A 14,352-nucleotide genomic window follows, 5' to 3' on the forward strand; every position below is an offset into this window, starting at 1 on the left:
GATTCTGTCCTTGATTGAGAAGTGCAGCCGTGGAAGAACCTGCGGCAAGAGAAAATGGTGTTAAACTACCCCAAGCGCCAGCACTTAGTGAGGCAATCTGTTGCCCATTGAGAGCCAAAATACCAGTATCATCTACCGCCCAACTCCCTGTAATAGAGACTGTCGAGAGATCGACCCCAGTCAGATCAAAGGCACGAGTATAAGTTCCAAGTCCATTAGCTGGTGTATTGGCATCTCTAGCAATCCAAGTGGAATTATACTTTAGACGTTCATAATCTGAGATTTATTAAACTTCTGAAATCGTAGAGTCAGCAAGGAATCCAGTTCTTTTTTATGTTTCAGATGGGCATCATTCAGACATTCATAAATGGCTGAAGAAAAGTCAGAAAAGTTTTCATAATATTTACCATGTAAACATTTCTTTTTGACAAATTTCCACAGCCTTTCAATTAAATTTAGATTAGGCGAATAAGACGGCAGATAGAGTAGCTCTATTGACAAAGAAAGACCCAATTCTTCAACAATTTTACATTTCTGATAGCGGGCATTATCTAAGACTAGAGTGATGGGAATCATTAGTCCTAAAGCAGCTATTTTTTCAAGAAGTTCACAGACTTGAGTTGCCGTAATATAAGTGTCATTAGTAACTAGAATAACTTCATGAGTTATTGCATTTAATGCTCCTAAAACATTGAAGCGTTTACGCCCGCTCGGTGACTTAACAAAAAGTCTCTCAAAACACCAAACAAAACCGAGAAATGCTCCCATGACGAAGTGAGCGGCATCAACAAAAAAAACAGCCCTTTTTCCTTCTTTAGCCTCATTTAGTCTGGGTTCTAGCTTTTTTTCTTTGTAGTCTTCTTGTTCATCTGGGTCAGCTTTAGAAGGAAGAGAACCTATTTTTAAACATTTCATTCCCAAGGATTTTAAGAATTTCCTCACTTGGGTAGGACTTCGTTTTATCCCTGTCAATTCTTCTATTCTATATACAGCTTCATTTATTGTGGCTGGTGGATTTTTCTCGAAATATTTTTTGAGTGTTTCTCTTTGAGACTCTAATTCACTTTTAGGGCGATAGAAGTTGATTTCTTTTAATTTTTCTATTCCGCCCTCTTGATAATCTCGAAGATAGGTTAATAAGGTATTTGGCGAGATTCCTGCTAACTGACAAATTTTTTTGTGCGGTATCTTTTGGCTTTTTAACCAGAGAACTTCCATCTTCAGTTGAACCCGGGGATAAGGATGATGAAATCTTTCATAATACAGTGAGTTCTTTTCTTCTTCCGTGAATTCTAGGTTAATCATGTTTTTAATGAGTGCTTTGCTTCTAATTATGACTCTTGAACTATATTATTGTCTTTGAGTAAAAAATGCAAGTTATAACCGTGCAAAGTATAGGCCCATTAGCCAACCATCCACCAAACCAATTTGGATTGCCCGGATAGACTGTTTGAGCCGGAGTAGTAGTTGAACTGCCTTGAGGGTTATCTACAGTCCAGTGAGCGTCAGATTGTGCTCCTGTTGTGATTAAGGTATTGGAAGCATCTAATCCTGTTGCTAAATTAATAGTGATCGCTTGAGCTTGAGTCGGAAAAAATAAAAAAGGAATGACTAGAGTAGAAACGGCGGCTAAGTTTTTTAGCATTCTAACCTCTCTTTTTTGCTAAATATATATATTGTTAAGTGCGATCACACTCTCTCGCAGTCAGGTCAAGCGACAGCCTAACCCAACAGCAAAGGCGAATAGCAAAACAATACACATTCCCCCCCCACAACTGTATCAAAAGCTACAATTTAATAAATCTTTGCATTCCTCTCCCTTCAGATTTTGGGGTTTTTGGGGAGTTCAAGAGCTTGGAATTGTACAATAAGGTTGTACAAGTCTTCCCTAAAAATCATGTTAAGCAAAGAAACCACCTACTCTCAGGCGAGAATGAATTTAGCCAGTATCTTAGATCAGGTGTGTGACGAATCGCAAATTATCGTCATTAAGCGTCGCAATCAGAAAAATGTGGCCTTAATTGCTGAAGATGAGCTTTCCAGTTTATTAGAGTGTGTTTATTTATTGCGATCTCCAGAAAATGCCCAACGCTTATTTCGCTCTTTAGCATGGACCCAGACAGAAGATGCAACTCCTCAAACATTAGCTGAATTGAAAGGGGAGTTAGGAATTGAGTCCTAAAAGAGAAAATAAGCCAGATAAACCTCAAAACAATCCTATTCATGGTTATTTGCCCGTTTTTAGTCCTGATTTCAAAGCAGATTTAGCTTGGTGGTATCGAAACGAACCGAAAAAAGGCGATAAAATTTTAGACTTATTGGCAGATATTTTGGATGGCGATCCGTTTACAGGATTGGGTAAACCCGAACCTCTTAAGTATATTGCTGCCGACACTTGGTCACGACGGATCGATTTAGAGCATCGTTTAGTTTATAAAGTCACAGGAAATAAGGTTTATTTTTTACAAGCTCGCTATCATTATCAATCAGGCTAAACTCAGACAAACCCATTAAGAACTGTTACAGGAGAAAGGGGACAAAGAACGTAGTACGTTCCCCCTCGCAGCTTGGGTTAGGCGATAGCCCAACCCAAGACAGAAGGAGGATAACAGCACAGCACACACCCCCACAACTGTATCAAAAGCTACAATTTATAAATCTTTACATTTCTCTCCCTGACGAGCTATCCACCATGAAACCCATCCTCAACGCCCAGATGATTTCGGAAGTTAGAGGACAACCAGAATCACGACCAATATCAACGGACGGGACTCAACTGCCCCAATTCGACGCTCACCGCATCAAAGCGATTGTCCCCAGGGCGATAGGAGAGAATTTCCAAGCCAATCGGCTCGCCACTGGTGGAATCCTTAATCAGAATCACCCCATCCCCCAGTTCAGTACAAATCTGCTCCTTTCTGGGTTGCTGCCAGAAGACAGTGAGTAATTCCGTTTCCGGTTCATAGAAAACTTTTACTTGAGCCATAGCATTTCCCCTTCTTTAATCCCATCGGTTTGGTAGGCAGTAATCAAGAACCCATCTCCATTTAAACGCCGAGCCACTGCCACAACCCAACGTTTTTCCTGTCGCTGGCGATAGAATAGCAGCACCCCAGCATCGTGGCTACTGCGTCGAATTTCATCCGGTAAAGCTAGGGTAAGGGTCACTAATTCCTCCAACTCCTCAAGGTCAGGATGTTTGCCCATTAGCCTCTGCCAATAACCTTCTGAAGTTCTAACTGTAAATCCCAAAGGGGTAACAACTTCAAATTTCATTGCCAATCATGGATAGGATTCTCGCTTCGGTGTTCGATAAATATAGTGGTCGTGTTGCCGATGCTCAATCTTCAATTCCTGAATCTACAAGACAATTGGCAATGAGTTGGTCAAATTGCTCCCAATCTTCACTATCCCATGATGAATCATCATTTGAGGGAGTATTTTGAGCAGATTCAATCAAGGTAATAATAACCGACCCTCCATAAAACCACACACTATCCCCCGTAACTGTATCAAAAGTTACAATTTAATAAATATTTACATTCTCCTCCCTTGAGATTTTGGGGTTTTTGGGGAGTTCAAGAGCTTGAAATTGTACAATAAGGTTGTACAAGTCTCCCCTAAAAATTATGTTAAGCAAAGAAACCACTTACTCTCAAATACAGTATTTTATCAACTGTAGATATCTCGGCGATGTCCAACCTTGTGGATGGTAATGCGTTCTGCTTCGGGTGCAAAAGAATAGATAACTCTATAGTCACCGACTCGAAGCTTGAAAAGACCACTCAAATTAGCACTTAAAGCTTGAGGACTAACATTTTCAAAATTATCCGACAACCAGCGAACTTTCCGCAAAATTCGCTCTTAAATGATAGGAGCGAGTGCTTCTAAATCAGCAATTGCTTCGCGGCTAAATTCTACAAAGTAAGCCATTACCAGTTTAATCCTAATTTTTTGGCTACTTCCTCGGCTGAAACCCCCTTTTCTCCTATTTCAGTCCGTCTTAGAGAGTCAAGAACTTGTTGCTTAACTTCAGGTTTGACTTCTTTGTCTTGGTCAGGATCGAGTAAGATAGATTGGATGGTTTCGGCAACAGTTTCTTGAATGAGGAGCTTGAGTTCTTCAACTGTTAGCTCTTTAACTTGCATATTTTTAACTAGGAGAGAAGAATAAATAAACTACTCCTAATTTTGGCACTAAATTGGCTATTTGGCTCTTCTCGACCTTGTGTGATCATCAATGCTTTGTCTCGTTCTAAAGTAGAACCTCTGGAAATACCTTGCCAGGAAGATCCTAGCAACGAGGTGATAGTTGTTTAATAAGCGAAAGGAAAAAATAAACCACCTCAAGATTGATTTAAGGGGCATTGATGGTATTTTTAGAGGCAATTTAGCCGACTTTTGTGGTTTCTTTTTCGATGAATTGGCAGGGTTTTAGTTTGCGTTTGAGGGTTGAAGCTGCGCCGGAGCCGAAAGGGATAATAATTAACACATACCGCTCAAACTGTTATCTTTTGATGATGAGTAATTTGTTTAGCTTGCTCTTGCTGCTAAATCGGTAGTGATACTGGCATTATATCTGGATAATGTTATCATCCCGACAGGGGTAAATTTTATTGCGATTGCGTTAGCGCAAATACAATGTTGATAAAAATTAATGTAGTAACCATAATGTAGCTACATTTGGAGAGTAAAATTGAAGTGGACATGGGACGACAACAAAAATCGGACAAACAGGCGCAATCACGGCTTGAGCTTTGAAGCCGCTCAATATGTTTTTGCCGATCCTCTCGCTGTCAGCCGTCCTGATCCATACCCAGAGGAAGAACGCTGGCAGACTATCGGACTGATCGGTAAACTGACTGTGTTTGTGGTGCATACAGGGCCGGAGTCTAATTCAGTGACAGGAGAGGAAACGGGACGAATTATTAGCGCACGCAGGGCAACAGCCCATGAAAGGAGGGCTTATGAAGAAGGGAGATTCTAATCCAGTACCGCCAGAGATACAGGCTGAAATTGACGCTCTAGACGCATCACAAGAGCCTATCCGCACAGATCTGATCCCAGAGGCTACGGGAGATTGGAGCAGGGCGCGGCGTGGTGTATTTTGTCGTCCGCTCAAACAGCAGATCACTCTAAGCCTTGATGCTGACCTGATAGACTGGTTCAAAACCCAGGCCACACAAGAGGAGGGGTATCAGACCAGTATTAATCGCGTCCTGCGAGAATATGTGGAAACACGGGCAAAAAAATAAACCCCCTCAAGATTGATTGAAGGGGCATTTATGGTATTTTTAGAGGCAATTTAGCTTACTTTTGTGGTTGCTTTTTCAGTGGATTTAGAGGGTTTTAGTTGGCGCTTAAGGGTTGCACCTGCGCCGAGAGTGCCGAGGGTGATGATACTCAAACTGTTATTTTTTGTACTGTAGATTTTGTGGTTATTTCCTTAGGATGTCTGAACAATTGACCTTCATTTTGGTAGAAAACTTCATAATCCGGGGCCAGTTCAAGACGTAACTGTTTCCATAAACTAATTCCTTCTTGTTTAAAATCCATTTCAGCTTGCTGATTAGGAAAATCTGATAAAGGTGGATAGTCTTGATTTAAAGTCTTATCGTAAGTATCCTGCCATGCGTTTAAACGCTGAATAGTTGCTTGACTTAATGGTAATTCTTCAGGAGCAATGTTATCAATTTCATCTACTCCCCAAAGTGGGTAACTTCCATAATCTGCCCAAAGTTTGATTCTGATTGCCATAACTATCATTCCTGAATAAGTTTGTTAATTAATCGAGTTGGAGTTGGATTAGCACTCACTAAGTAACCATTATGACTAATTTCTAGAGAAACATACTGAATAATTCTATTGATTTCTACTTTATAAATTATGCGACTTTTTCCTTGTATGCCAATAATTGTCCCCTCACTAATAGCTGTTATAATTAAATCAGGAATTTGTTCTTCGGTAATACCTCTCTGGAGGAAATCTTCTCGATGATTTTCTAGAATATGCAGTAATCCAGAACCTCTCTCTCCTCCTTTTCCTGTTTCTAGAAAAACAATTTTCCCGCTAGGATCTTGAGTAATTATGATAATATTTTCTGGGGTATGTTTGATTGCTGCTTTTTTAAGTTCAGCAATCAGGAGTTTTTTCTGATCGTTGTTCGGATTCGACCTCATTGCCGATTATAGCTCAAGATTGCGTAAGTTGATCTAGTTTACTCATCCCTCAATTATACAATAAAACCCCCTCAAGATTGATTGAAGGGGCATTTATGGTATTTTTAGAGGTAATTTAGCCTACTTTTATGGTTTCTTTTTCGGTGGATTGGGATTGTATTAACCAGATTTAGGCTGAATTAAAATGTGTCTAAAACACTAGCTAAATCCTCAAGAAAATTAGCTCTCTCATCTTCAGAAAGTTCGTCTAAAAATTGATTTAACTTCAGGTAAACTTTGCCTTCGTCGGTTAAATTTGTAAGACTAACTTTAAGTCCGTACTTAGATAAAAGCTTTTCAACCTCTAGTTTCTCCTGATCAGTAAAATCAGATGGATTACATAAATCCCAAACTGCTCCAGGTATAGAACCAATTTTGTTAACTATAGCACCGACAGAGAGACTACTAACTCCAGCAACAATTTGTTTACCATGCTCTTTAGCAAGCTTTGCAAGCCGTTCCGCAAGATTATCTTTCCAGCCCATTTGACAAGAATCCTCCTGTTGATTTTTGTGGGTTTTACTCAAGCATTACTTCTACCGCACTGAGCAGTGCGATCGCACTCTCTCGCAGTCAGGTCAAGCAACAACCCAACCCAACACTAAAGGCGGATAGTAGAACAATACACACTCCCCCCCCCCACAACTGTATCAAAAGCTACAATTTAATAAATCTTTATATTCCTCTCCCTTCAGATTTTGGGGTTTTTGGGGAGTTCAAGGGCTTTGAAATGTACAATAAGATTGTACAAGTCTCCCCTAAAAATCATGTTAAGCAAAGAAACCACCTACTCTCAGGCGAGAATGAATTTAGCCAGTATCTTAGATCAGGTGTGTGACGAATCTCAAATTATCGTCATTAAGCGTCGCAATCAGAAAAATGTGGCGTTAATTGCTGAAGATGAGCTTTCCAGTTTATTAGAGTGTGTTTATTTATTGCGATCGCCAGAAAATGCCCAACGCTTATTTCGCTCTTTAGCATGGACCCAGACAGAAGATGCAACTCCTCAAACATTAGCTGAATTGAAAGAGGAGTTAGGAATTGACTCCTAAAAGAGAAAATAAGCCAGATAAACCTAAAAACAATCCTATTCATGGTTATTTGCCCGTTTTTAGTCCTGATTTCAAAGCAGATTTAGCTTGGTGGTATCGGAACGAACCGAAAAAAGGCGATAAAATCTTAGACTTATTGGCAGATATTTTGGATGGCGATCCGTTTACAGGATTGGGTAAACCCGAACCTCTTAAGTATATTGCTGCCGATACTTGGTCACGACGGATCGATTTAGAGCATCGTTTGGTTTATAAAGTCACAGGAAATAAGGTTTATTTTTTACAAGCTCGCTATCATTATCAATCAGGCTAAACTCAGACAAACCCATTAAGAACTGTTACAGGAGAAAGGGGACAAAGAACGTAGAGGGGGACAGTGAAACAACAAACATTTTCTACTCCAAGTCTGTAGCCTAAGCTACAATTTAATAAATATTTACATTCCTCCTTTCTCCTGTCGATCCTAGACATCATTCTAAAAGTCGGCACTTAAAGGGGTACGGGGGAAAGGAATCACATCGCGAATATTGGTCATTCCCGTCATGAATTGTACCAGACGCTCGAATCCTAAACCAAAACCAGCGTGGGGAACAGAACCGTAGCGACGCAGATCTAAATACCACCACAAATCATCGGGATTCATTCCCTGTTCCTGCATTCTTTGGATTAATACATCTAATCGTTCTTCCCGTTGGGAACCGCCGATAATTTCGCCGATCTTGGGTGCTAAAATATCCATAGCGGAAACAGTTTTATTATTGTCATCTAGACGCATATAAAAAGCTTTGATTGTCTTGGGATAATTGGTGACAATCACGGGTTTTTTGAATAGTTCTTCCGCTAGATAACGTTCGTGTTCTGACTGTAAATCTACGCCCCATTCTACTGGAAACTCGAACTGACGATCGGCTTTTTCTAATAACTCGATCGCTTCGCTGTAGGTAATCCGGCCAAACTCACTATTAACGATATTTTCGGCCGTACTTAACACCGTTTTATCGATACGTTCGTTAAAAAACTGCAAATCTTCGGGACAATTTTCTAAAACGAATTTAAAGATATATTTCAGAAAAGCTTCCGCTAAATCCTGATCTCCTTCCAAGTCACAAAAAGCCATTTCCGGTTCCACCATCCAAAACTCGGCCAGATGACGGGAAGTATTAGAATTTTCGGCGCGAAAAGTCGGGCCAAAAGTGTAAACATTAGATAAAGCCATGGCCATTACTTCCGCTTGTAATTGTCCACTGACGGTTAAATAGGCCCGTTTACCGAAGAAATCCTCGGCAAAATTGGCGGGTTTTTTTAAATCTAAACTGGTGACTGTAAATAATTCTCCCGCACCTTCGCAGTCGTTAGCGGTAATAATGGGAGTATGTACCCAAATAAAGCCCTTTTCTTGGAAAAAAGTGTGTATAGCGGTAGCGCAAGCGTTTCTAACCCGCATTACTGCCCCTAGGGTGTTGGTTCTTGCTCGCAGATGGGCAATAGTTCTTAGGAATTCAAAGGAATGACGTTTCTTTTGTAGGGGATAATCCGCAGGACAGTCACCATAAAGGGTGATTTCGGCCGCTTTTAACTCGATATTTTGCCCTTTACCCGGGGAAAGAACCAAATTTCCCGAAACAGCGATCGCTGTTCCTGTACTAATTGTTTTTAGTACATTATCATAATCGGGTAAAGTCGGTTCGAGGATAACTTGTAAGTTGGCCAGGGATGAGCCATCATTAACTTCCAGGAAAGTAAATTCTTTTAATTCTCGTTTTGTTCTCACCCAACCCTGCACGGTGACGGATTGATCCGGTTGTCCTGTTTGAAAGATTTCCTTGATTCTGCTAGTCATTGCTTATCCCTATGTTAAGTGGCTGAGTGGAATTAAATATAAGATGAACGTAGGTTGGGTTGAAGCATGAAACCCAACGCCAGATTATGTTACGCTACCGCTAACCCATCCTACAAATAATTGTGTCTCCCTACTTAGAACCAAAGAGTATTTTAGGATAGAAGGTTCAGATCAGGCTAAAATCAATCTCGAACAGGTCTCATGCTTCTGGTGGAAAAATTATTAAGTAAGCCCAAAAGCCGTAAATTAGCGATTTTTCTGGCTTTTATCGGTAGTATTCTCGCTTTACCCTTTCCTATCGCCGGTATTCATAAATTCTATCTCGGTCAACCTCTCTGGGGAATTATCTATCTTCTCCTCTGGCAAACTCCGATTCCCCGGGTGGCTTGCGCGATCGATGCGGTGTGGTATTTAATCCAAGATAACCAATTTTTCGCTAACTATTTTCCCACTGCCACCGCTGCTGCCACTGTCCCCAGTTTAGAGCCTAAACAAGTAGAGGCGATCGGGGCAGCTTTAAGGGAATTAGAGCGCCTCCGGCAAGAAGGATTAATTTCTGAGTACGAATTTGAAGAAAAACGGCGACAATTACTATAATGACACCGCAAAACTGGTTAGGGCGCACTTTTAACCCTTTAAAAGCCAAAATTAGCAATGATCCCTATTATCGCTTTCGTTCCCTTGATGAGATCGCTATGGCGGCACAATTGGGCATTAAAATTAATGTCAATCAAGCGGGTGTGGATGATTGGCTGCGATTGCCGGGGATATCCATCCATCAAGCGCGGATGTTGGTGGAATTGTCGGGTATGGGGGTAGAATTGCTTTGTCTTGAAGATCTAGCCGCTGCTTTGAGTGTTCCTGTGGCTAGATTGAAAGCTTGGCAACCGATTCTAGAATTTGCCTATTATAGTCCCGAAAGTCACCTCGCACCCCCTAAAATCAATCCTAACACTGCCTCGATCGAGCAGTTAACCACCCTACCCCTGATCAGCGATAATTTGGCAGCTGCCATTATTAAAAACAGGGAAGAAAAGGGATTATTTAAGAATATTGTGGATTTTAAAGGGCGTTTATCCCTAGACGCTCAGGAAATCTCCCAATTAATGCACTTTTTCCAGTTTTAATCCCAAATACTCAGGAAAGGAGACAGGAGATAGGAGTCAGGAGATAGGAGACAGTAATCAGGAGACAGGATTCGGGAGATTATTTTTATTTATTCTCCCCACTTCCCCACACCCCACACTCCACTTCCCCACTTCCGGGCAAATCTAAATGTCTTCAGATTCCTCCGCATCACTAGGGGGAACTAGGGCCACCGCAGCGATCGCATCGTCCTCATCGAGTTTTTGCACCCGGATGCCTCCGGCCGATCGCGATTGAGGAGTAATAGCATCGACGGATTGACGGATGATAATACCCCGTTCGGTGATAATCATAAATTCCTCGTTGGGGTTAACAACGTGCAGAGCCGCTAATTTATCGTTCTTTTTGCGGAATTTAATCACTCTGACTCCTAATCCCGCCCGATTTTGCAGACGTAGAAGGGTAACGGGAACCCGTTTTCCTAGTCCTGCCATGGTAATTGCTAACACCCAGGGGCCATTATTAGCCACTTCGGGGTTAATTTCTTCGCTTTCGTCCTCGGTTTCTTCTTGGTTAGATTCAGCGATTTGGGCGACAATTTGACTAGGCAGAATGTCCATACTAATTAATTCGTCACCTGAGCGCAATTTCATCGATTTTACGCCCTTAGTTGCCCTTCCCAGGGAGCGCAATTGTTGACTATCGGCCTTAAAATGAATGGCCATCCCCTGACGAGAACCGATAATGACGCTATCTTCCTCTTTAGCCAAGCGAACCCAACGTAGTTGATCACCGTCTTCGAGAGAAATGGCGATTAAACCGTTCGATCGAATATTACTAAAGGCAGCGAGGGCGGTTTTCTTGATAAATCCCTTTTGTGTGAGCATAATCAGGTAATTATCCTCGCTGAACTCGCTGACTGCCACCACCGAGGTAATTTTCTCCCCTTTGGGAATTTCTAACAGTTGCACGATGGGAACCCCGCGAGCGGTACGGGAACCGGTGGGGATATGATAGGCATTGAGACTATAGACAACCCCGCGATCGGTGAAAAAGAGAACGCTATCGTGATCGCGGCAGGTGATAAAGTGATCGATGCCGTCGTCTTCTTTCATTTTCGCGCCAGCTTTGCCCCTTGTTGCCCGATTTTGGGACTCAAAGGTATTAACGGGCATTCTTTTGATGTAACCCTGTTCGGTGACGAGAATTAAGGCCTGTTCGTTGGCAATCAGGTCAGTTTCGGCGATTTCTCCTTCCCGTTGTTCAATATGACTGCGACGGGGGGTAGCGTGAATCGTTTTGATCTGTTGCAGTTCTTCCTCGATAATGCTGTCGATCCGTTCTTTTTTGGCTAAAATATCCTGAAGATCGCCGATTTTTGTCAGTAATTCCCCGTGTTCTTGCTGAATTTTCTCCGATTCTAGGGCGGTTAACCGTCGCAGCTGCATTTGTAGGATTGCGTCCGCTTGCACCTCTGAAAGACCAAAATTCTGCACTAATCCCTCTTTTGCACTAGCTGTGTCGGCAGCACTGCGAATCAGGGCAATGACTGCATCGAGACTAGCGAGGGCAATTAGTAAACCCTGAAGGATATGATCCCTTTCCTCGGCCTTGCGGAGTTCATAACGGGTACGACGGGTGATCACTTCTACCCGAAAATCGAGGAAAACGCGGAGAAACTCTCTTAAAGTCAGTAATCTCGGTTCGTTATCGACTAATGCCAACATATTCGCCCCAAAATTCGACTGGAGGGGCGTTTGTTTATAAAGATTGTTGAGGACGACGCGGGGATAGGCATCCCGTTTCAGTTCGATCACCACCCGGATGCCGTCGCGATCGCTTTCGTCCCGCACATCGGAAATACCGTCTATTTTGCGATCATTGACCAAATCGGCGATTTTTTCGATTAATGCCGCTTTATTGGTTTGATAGGGCAGTTCGGTGATGATAATAGCATCTCGATCGGGTCTTCCCCTTTGTTCGATGGTTTCAAAGGAGGCGACTCCCCGCAGGGTAATGGAACCGCGGCCGGTGGTGTAAGCTTCCTGAATACCGTCTCTACCGAGGATATGCCCCCCGGTGGGAAAGTCCGGCCCCGGGATATAACGCTGTAATTCCGTATCGGTGAGATCGGGGTTATGGATGAGGGCAACGGTTCCATCGATAATCTCGGCCAGGTTGTGGGGGGGGATATTGGTGGCCATACCGACGGCGATACCCGATGAGCCATTAATTAGCAGTTGCGGGACTCTAGAGGGTAAAACCACGGGTTCCTGTTGGGAACCATCGAAGTTATCGGCAAAATCGACGGTTTCTGACTCGATATCCTGTAGTAGGGCGTTGGTGGCCAGGGTGTGCAGACGACACTCGGTATAACGCATGGCTGCCGGGGGATCGTTATCGATCGATCCGAAGTTACCATGACCGTTAATCAGGGGATCGCGCATGGAGAAATCCTGGGCCATGCGGACGAGAGCATCGTAAACAGCAGTATCCCCGTGGGGGTGGTATTTTCCTAATACTTCCCCGACGACTCTAGCGCATTTCCGGAAGGGGCGATCGGGGGTTAATCCTAGTTCGTACATCGCATAAAGAATGCGCCGGTGTACGGGTTTCAGTCCGTCCCTAGCGTCGGGCAAGGCGCGCCCAACGATGACGCTCATGGCGTATTCTAGGTAGGAACGGGACATTTCATTGCTTAAGTCTGTGGGGACGACATGATCCTGGGCGGCGGTCATAGGGGGGTTAACTCCAATAACAAGGCAAAAAAAGCGTTTTTGTGATTAAATTCGCTAAAAATCGGGCTTTTGCCCTTTTGATGTGCAGAATATGCCCATTTGTACGACTATTTTACCATAAAATCCCTCTTTTTTGGGGTTTGAGGCGGCACTCAAACTTTTGCCGAAAGTCTCTTCCCTCATTCCGGCCCGATCTTGACACTCTGTGGACTATCTGTCACAATATTGTCATATAGGCCATTTGTTCTTAAAGTAATGGATTTGCAATTATCATTATTTCCAGATAATCAACCAAGTCAGGCGGTAAGCAAACAGAAAAAAGCCAAGTTAGGTCGTTACGAAAGAATTCAGCGCGAACTAGCAACGGTAAAGCGTGATCCCTATCAAGTCCTGGTCGATGTTAACGTTCCGCTTCAGCCTCTCAATAGCTATAATTTTATCGATCTATTCTCCGGTGCGGGTGGTATCACCCAAGGTTTATTGCAAGCAGGTTTTAACCCTGTAGCCAGTGCAGAAATTAGCCCGATCGCCTCAGCAACCCATCAAAAGAATTTTCCCAATTGTCATCATTTTTGTGGTGATATACATGATTTTAATACTCAAGAATGGTTGGCCAAAATTGGCAATCCATTCATTCATCTTGTGGTGGGCGGACCACCATGTCAAGGATTTTCCGTTGCTGGAAAACGAGATGCTAATGATCCACGGAATCATCTGTTTCAAGAATTTATCCGCCTTGTTTCTGAAATACAGCCTTGGTACGTTGTCATGGAGAATGTACCCGGTATTCTAACAATAAAAAAAGGAGAAATTAAGCAAAATATTCTGGAAGCTTTTCAAAGTATTGGCTATAGAAATATTTCAATAGCAATTCTTGAATCTGCCGCCTATGGCGTTCCTCAAATAAGACCAAGAGCTATTTTCATAGCTAATAGATTTGGGCTGCCAAATCCTTATCCAAGTCCTCAATTAGTACCGGAGAAATACCAACCGATTGAAGCCGCCATCTGCGATTTACCTGCTTATGAACCTCTTCCCAGTATCAATCACGAATGGACTCGTCACTCCCCCGAATATATGGCCAGAATAGCTCAAGTTCCTCCCGGGGGTTCCTTATATGAAACTTATGTTGATGCCTTCAAACGACAGTATCGGGGTAAGCCAAGTATGACAATTAAAGAAAATCATGGCGGTACTCATATCCATCCCTATTTAAATCGGGTTATTTCAGCCAGAGAAATGGCTAGATTACAAACTTTTCCCGATTCCTTTATTTTTGAAGGAACAATGAAAAAAGCGATGTGGCAAATTGGAAACGCCGTACCTCCACGTTTGGCAGAGTGTATTGGCTATGCTCTTATTCCCTACTTAAATCTAATAGCTACAGGTAATAAAAATATTGGAGAGGTGGCAAGATAA

The 14,352-nt window shown here is 42.6% G+C and carries 20 protein-coding genes and 2 pseudogenes; 10 read left to right on the plus strand and 12 right to left on the minus strand.

Translation table 11 applies throughout. The features are described from left to right. Nucleotides 1-261: 261 nt before the first annotated feature. Together ACQY1Y_RS01255 and ACQY1Y_RS01260 are read right to left on the minus strand one after the other, a co-directional pair. Entirely contained in the window at nucleotides 262-1,305 is a 1,044-nt protein-coding gene (locus ACQY1Y_RS01255; protein ID WP_430013809.1) for an IS630 family transposase, read from the minus strand. 40 nt (nucleotides 1,306-1,345) lie between these two features. Then, nucleotides 1,346-1,645, minus strand: coding sequence for a hypothetical protein (locus ACQY1Y_RS01260; RefSeq protein ID WP_430013810.1), 300 nt, complete (start codon nucleotides 1,643-1,645; stop codon nucleotides 1,346-1,348). A gap of 252 nt (nucleotides 1,646-1,897) precedes the next feature. Here ACQY1Y_RS01260 and ACQY1Y_RS01265 point away from each other — a divergent pair, with 252 nt between their 5' ends. Further along, the gene (locus ACQY1Y_RS01265; protein WP_002771558.1) at nucleotides 1,898-2,182 is read left to right on the plus strand and encodes a type II toxin-antitoxin system Phd/YefM family antitoxin; all 285 of its coding nucleotides are present in this window, start codon (nucleotides 1,898-1,900) and stop codon (nucleotides 2,180-2,182) included. Next, complete coding sequence (locus ACQY1Y_RS01270; protein WP_430013811.1) at nucleotides 2,172-2,495, plus strand: Txe/YoeB family addiction module toxin; 324 nt, start codon at nucleotides 2,172-2,174, stop codon at nucleotides 2,493-2,495. Before ACQY1Y_RS01265 ends, ACQY1Y_RS01270 begins: the two co-directional genes overlap by 11 nt. Nucleotides 2,496-2,758: 263 nt before the next feature. Here the strand turns inward: ACQY1Y_RS01270 and ACQY1Y_RS01275 are convergent, their stop codons facing one another. Both ACQY1Y_RS01275 and ACQY1Y_RS01280 read right to left on the minus strand, forming a co-directional pair. Continuing rightward, a complete protein-coding gene (locus ACQY1Y_RS01275; RefSeq protein ID WP_002735928.1) occupies nucleotides 2,759-2,986 on the minus strand; it encodes a hypothetical protein in 228 nt (75 codons plus the stop codon). Next, complete coding sequence (locus tag ACQY1Y_RS01280; RefSeq protein WP_016515170.1) at nucleotides 2,974-3,276, minus strand: hypothetical protein; 303 nt, start codon at nucleotides 3,274-3,276, stop codon at nucleotides 2,974-2,976. Before ACQY1Y_RS01280 ends, ACQY1Y_RS01275 begins: the two co-directional genes overlap by 13 nt. Before the next feature lie 8 nt (nucleotides 3,277-3,284). Here ACQY1Y_RS01280 and ACQY1Y_RS01285 point away from each other — a divergent pair, with 8 nt between their 5' ends. Then, nucleotides 3,285-3,446: a hypothetical protein gene (locus ACQY1Y_RS01285; protein WP_162205107.1), complete on the plus strand. Its 162-nt coding sequence runs from the start codon at nucleotides 3,285-3,287 to the stop codon at nucleotides 3,444-3,446. 226 nt (nucleotides 3,447-3,672) lie between these two features. Here the strand turns inward: ACQY1Y_RS01285 and ACQY1Y_RS01290 are convergent. The 3 genes and pseudogenes from ACQY1Y_RS01290 to ACQY1Y_RS01300 form a co-directional block, all read right to left on the minus strand. Next, a pseudogene (locus tag ACQY1Y_RS01290) lies at nucleotides 3,673-3,933 on the minus strand (type II toxin-antitoxin system RelE family toxin). After that, a complete protein-coding gene (locus ACQY1Y_RS01295; RefSeq protein WP_012264484.1) occupies nucleotides 3,933-4,148 on the minus strand; it encodes a hypothetical protein in 216 nt (71 codons plus the stop codon). The pseudogene ACQY1Y_RS01290 and the gene ACQY1Y_RS01295 overlap by 1 nt, the downstream one beginning before the upstream one ends. Before the next feature lie 241 nt (nucleotides 4,149-4,389). Next, nucleotides 4,390-4,464 (minus strand): annotated as a pseudogene (locus ACQY1Y_RS01300) (PEP-CTERM sorting domain-containing protein); the annotation flags it as partial. A 231-nt stretch (nucleotides 4,465-4,695) separates the two neighbouring features. On the opposite strand from ACQY1Y_RS01300, the gene ACQY1Y_RS01305 reads away from it, so the two are divergent. Together ACQY1Y_RS01305 and ACQY1Y_RS01310 are read left to right on the plus strand one after the other, a co-directional pair. Further along, entirely contained in the window at nucleotides 4,696-4,986 is a 291-nt protein-coding gene (locus tag ACQY1Y_RS01305; protein ID WP_162205106.1) for a BrnT family toxin, read from the plus strand. Beyond that, entirely contained in the window at nucleotides 4,967-5,254 is a 288-nt protein-coding gene (locus ACQY1Y_RS01310) for a BrnA antitoxin family protein (protein ID WP_108937536.1), read from the plus strand. Before ACQY1Y_RS01305 ends, ACQY1Y_RS01310 begins: the two co-directional genes overlap by 20 nt. A 148-nt stretch (nucleotides 5,255-5,402) precedes the next feature. Here ACQY1Y_RS01310 and ACQY1Y_RS01315 read toward each other — a convergent pair whose 3' ends face one another. From ACQY1Y_RS01315 to ACQY1Y_RS01325, 3 genes are all read right to left on the minus strand, one after another. Beyond that, on the minus strand, nucleotides 5,403-5,756 hold the full coding sequence (locus tag ACQY1Y_RS01315; protein WP_036402756.1) for a hypothetical protein: 354 nt from the start codon (nucleotides 5,754-5,756) through the stop codon (nucleotides 5,403-5,405). Between the two features lie 5 nt (nucleotides 5,757-5,761). Next, nucleotides 5,762-6,178 (minus strand): hypothetical protein, encoded by a 417-nt coding sequence (locus tag ACQY1Y_RS01320; RefSeq protein ID WP_271989625.1) that lies wholly within the window; start codon nucleotides 6,176-6,178, stop codon nucleotides 5,762-5,764. A 179-nt stretch (nucleotides 6,179-6,357) separates the two neighbouring features. Further along, nucleotides 6,358-6,702 carry a hypothetical protein gene (locus ACQY1Y_RS01325; protein WP_430013812.1) on the minus strand — a complete coding sequence of 115 codons (345 nt, stop codon included), beginning with the start codon at nucleotides 6,700-6,702 and terminating at the stop codon, nucleotides 6,358-6,360. 282 nt (nucleotides 6,703-6,984) lie between these two features. Here ACQY1Y_RS01325 and ACQY1Y_RS01330 point away from each other — a divergent pair, with 282 nt between their 5' ends. Continuing rightward, nucleotides 6,985-7,269 carry a type II toxin-antitoxin system Phd/YefM family antitoxin gene (locus ACQY1Y_RS01330; RefSeq protein WP_002751836.1) on the plus strand — a complete coding sequence of 95 codons (285 nt, stop codon included), beginning with the start codon at nucleotides 6,985-6,987 and terminating at the stop codon, nucleotides 7,267-7,269. Further along, complete coding sequence (locus tag ACQY1Y_RS01335) at nucleotides 7,259-7,582, plus strand: Txe/YoeB family addiction module toxin (protein ID WP_002777826.1); 324 nt, start codon at nucleotides 7,259-7,261, stop codon at nucleotides 7,580-7,582. Before ACQY1Y_RS01330 ends, ACQY1Y_RS01335 begins: the two co-directional genes overlap by 11 nt. A gap of 162 nt (nucleotides 7,583-7,744) precedes the next feature. Here the strand turns inward: ACQY1Y_RS01335 and asnS are convergent, their stop codons facing one another. Beyond that, nucleotides 7,745-9,109: an asparagine--tRNA ligase gene (asnS, locus tag ACQY1Y_RS01340; protein WP_430013813.1), complete on the minus strand. Its 1,365-nt coding sequence runs from the start codon at nucleotides 9,107-9,109 to the stop codon at nucleotides 7,745-7,747. A 201-nt stretch (nucleotides 9,110-9,310) separates the two neighbouring features. On the opposite strand from asnS, the gene ACQY1Y_RS01345 reads away from it, so the two are divergent. Next, nucleotides 9,311-9,706 (plus strand): NINE protein, encoded by a 396-nt coding sequence (locus ACQY1Y_RS01345; protein ID WP_002777830.1) that lies wholly within the window; start codon nucleotides 9,311-9,313, stop codon nucleotides 9,704-9,706. After that, nucleotides 9,706-10,236, plus strand: coding sequence for a helix-hairpin-helix domain-containing protein (locus ACQY1Y_RS01350; RefSeq protein ID WP_430013814.1), 531 nt, complete (start codon nucleotides 9,706-9,708; stop codon nucleotides 10,234-10,236). The genes ACQY1Y_RS01345 and ACQY1Y_RS01350 overlap by 1 nt, the downstream gene beginning before the upstream one ends. A 144-nt stretch (nucleotides 10,237-10,380) precedes the next feature. Here ACQY1Y_RS01350 and gyrA read toward each other — a convergent pair whose 3' ends face one another. Continuing rightward, nucleotides 10,381-12,933: a DNA gyrase subunit A gene (gyrA, locus tag ACQY1Y_RS01355; RefSeq protein WP_002736405.1), complete on the minus strand. Its 2,553-nt coding sequence runs from the start codon at nucleotides 12,931-12,933 to the stop codon at nucleotides 10,381-10,383. Between the two features lie 255 nt (nucleotides 12,934-13,188). Between gyrA and ACQY1Y_RS01360 the strand changes: the two genes are divergently transcribed. Further along, nucleotides 13,189-14,352 (plus strand): DNA cytosine methyltransferase, encoded by a 1,164-nt coding sequence (locus tag ACQY1Y_RS01360; RefSeq protein WP_016516841.1) that lies wholly within the window; start codon nucleotides 13,189-13,191, stop codon nucleotides 14,350-14,352.

The organism is Microcystis ichthyoblabe FBCC-A1114 (assembly GCF_050500245.1).
Taxonomy (GTDB): domain Bacteria; phylum Cyanobacteriota; class Cyanobacteriia; order Cyanobacteriales; family Microcystaceae; genus Microcystis; species Microcystis ichthyoblabe_A.

Coding starts and splice junctions, on each gene's coding strand:
- ACQY1Y_RS01320 (WP_271989625.1), bottom strand. CDS start 6,178: ATGAGGTCGAATCCGAACAACGATCAGAAAAAACTCCTGATTGCTGAA.
- asnS (WP_430013813.1), bottom strand. CDS start 9,109: ATGACTAGCAGAATCAAGGAAATCTTTCAAACAGGACAACCGGATCAA.
- ACQY1Y_RS01280 (WP_016515170.1), bottom strand. CDS start 3,276: ATGAAATTTGAAGTTGTTACCCCTTTGGGATTTACAGTTAGAACTTCA.
- ACQY1Y_RS01310 (WP_108937536.1), top strand. CDS start 4,967: ATGAAGAAGGGAGATTCTAATCCAGTACCGCCAGAGATACAGGCTGAA.
- ACQY1Y_RS01325 (WP_430013812.1), bottom strand. CDS start 6,702: ATGGGCTGGAAAGATAATCTTGCGGAACGGCTTGCAAAGCTTGCTAAA.
- ACQY1Y_RS01255 (WP_430013809.1), bottom strand. CDS start 1,305: ATGATTAACCTAGAATTCACGGAAGAAGAAAAGAACTCACTGTATTAT.
- ACQY1Y_RS01350 (WP_430013814.1), top strand. CDS start 9,706: ATGACACCGCAAAACTGGTTAGGGCGCACTTTTAACCCTTTAAAAGCC.
- ACQY1Y_RS01360 (WP_016516841.1), top strand. CDS start 13,189: ATGGATTTGCAATTATCATTATTTCCAGATAATCAACCAAGTCAGGCG.
- ACQY1Y_RS01275 (WP_002735928.1), bottom strand. CDS start 2,986: ATGGCTCAAGTAAAAGTTTTCTATGAACCGGAAACGGAATTACTCACT.
- ACQY1Y_RS01295 (WP_012264484.1), bottom strand. CDS start 4,148: ATGCAAGTTAAAGAGCTAACAGTTGAAGAACTCAAGCTCCTCATTCAA.
- ACQY1Y_RS01285 (WP_162205107.1), top strand. CDS start 3,285: ATGGATAGGATTCTCGCTTCGGTGTTCGATAAATATAGTGGTCGTGTT.
- ACQY1Y_RS01315 (WP_036402756.1), bottom strand. CDS start 5,756: ATGGCAATCAGAATCAAACTTTGGGCAGATTATGGAAGTTACCCACTT.
- gyrA (WP_002736405.1), bottom strand. CDS start 12,933: ATGACCGCCGCCCAGGATCATGTCGTCCCCACAGACTTAAGCAATGAA.
- ACQY1Y_RS01260 (WP_430013810.1), bottom strand. CDS start 1,645: ATGCTAAAAAACTTAGCCGCCGTTTCTACTCTAGTCATTCCTTTTTTA.
- ACQY1Y_RS01265 (WP_002771558.1), top strand. CDS start 1,898: ATGTTAAGCAAAGAAACCACCTACTCTCAGGCGAGAATGAATTTAGCC.
- ACQY1Y_RS01330 (WP_002751836.1), top strand. CDS start 6,985: ATGTTAAGCAAAGAAACCACCTACTCTCAGGCGAGAATGAATTTAGCC.
- ACQY1Y_RS01345 (WP_002777830.1), top strand. CDS start 9,311: ATGCTTCTGGTGGAAAAATTATTAAGTAAGCCCAAAAGCCGTAAATTA.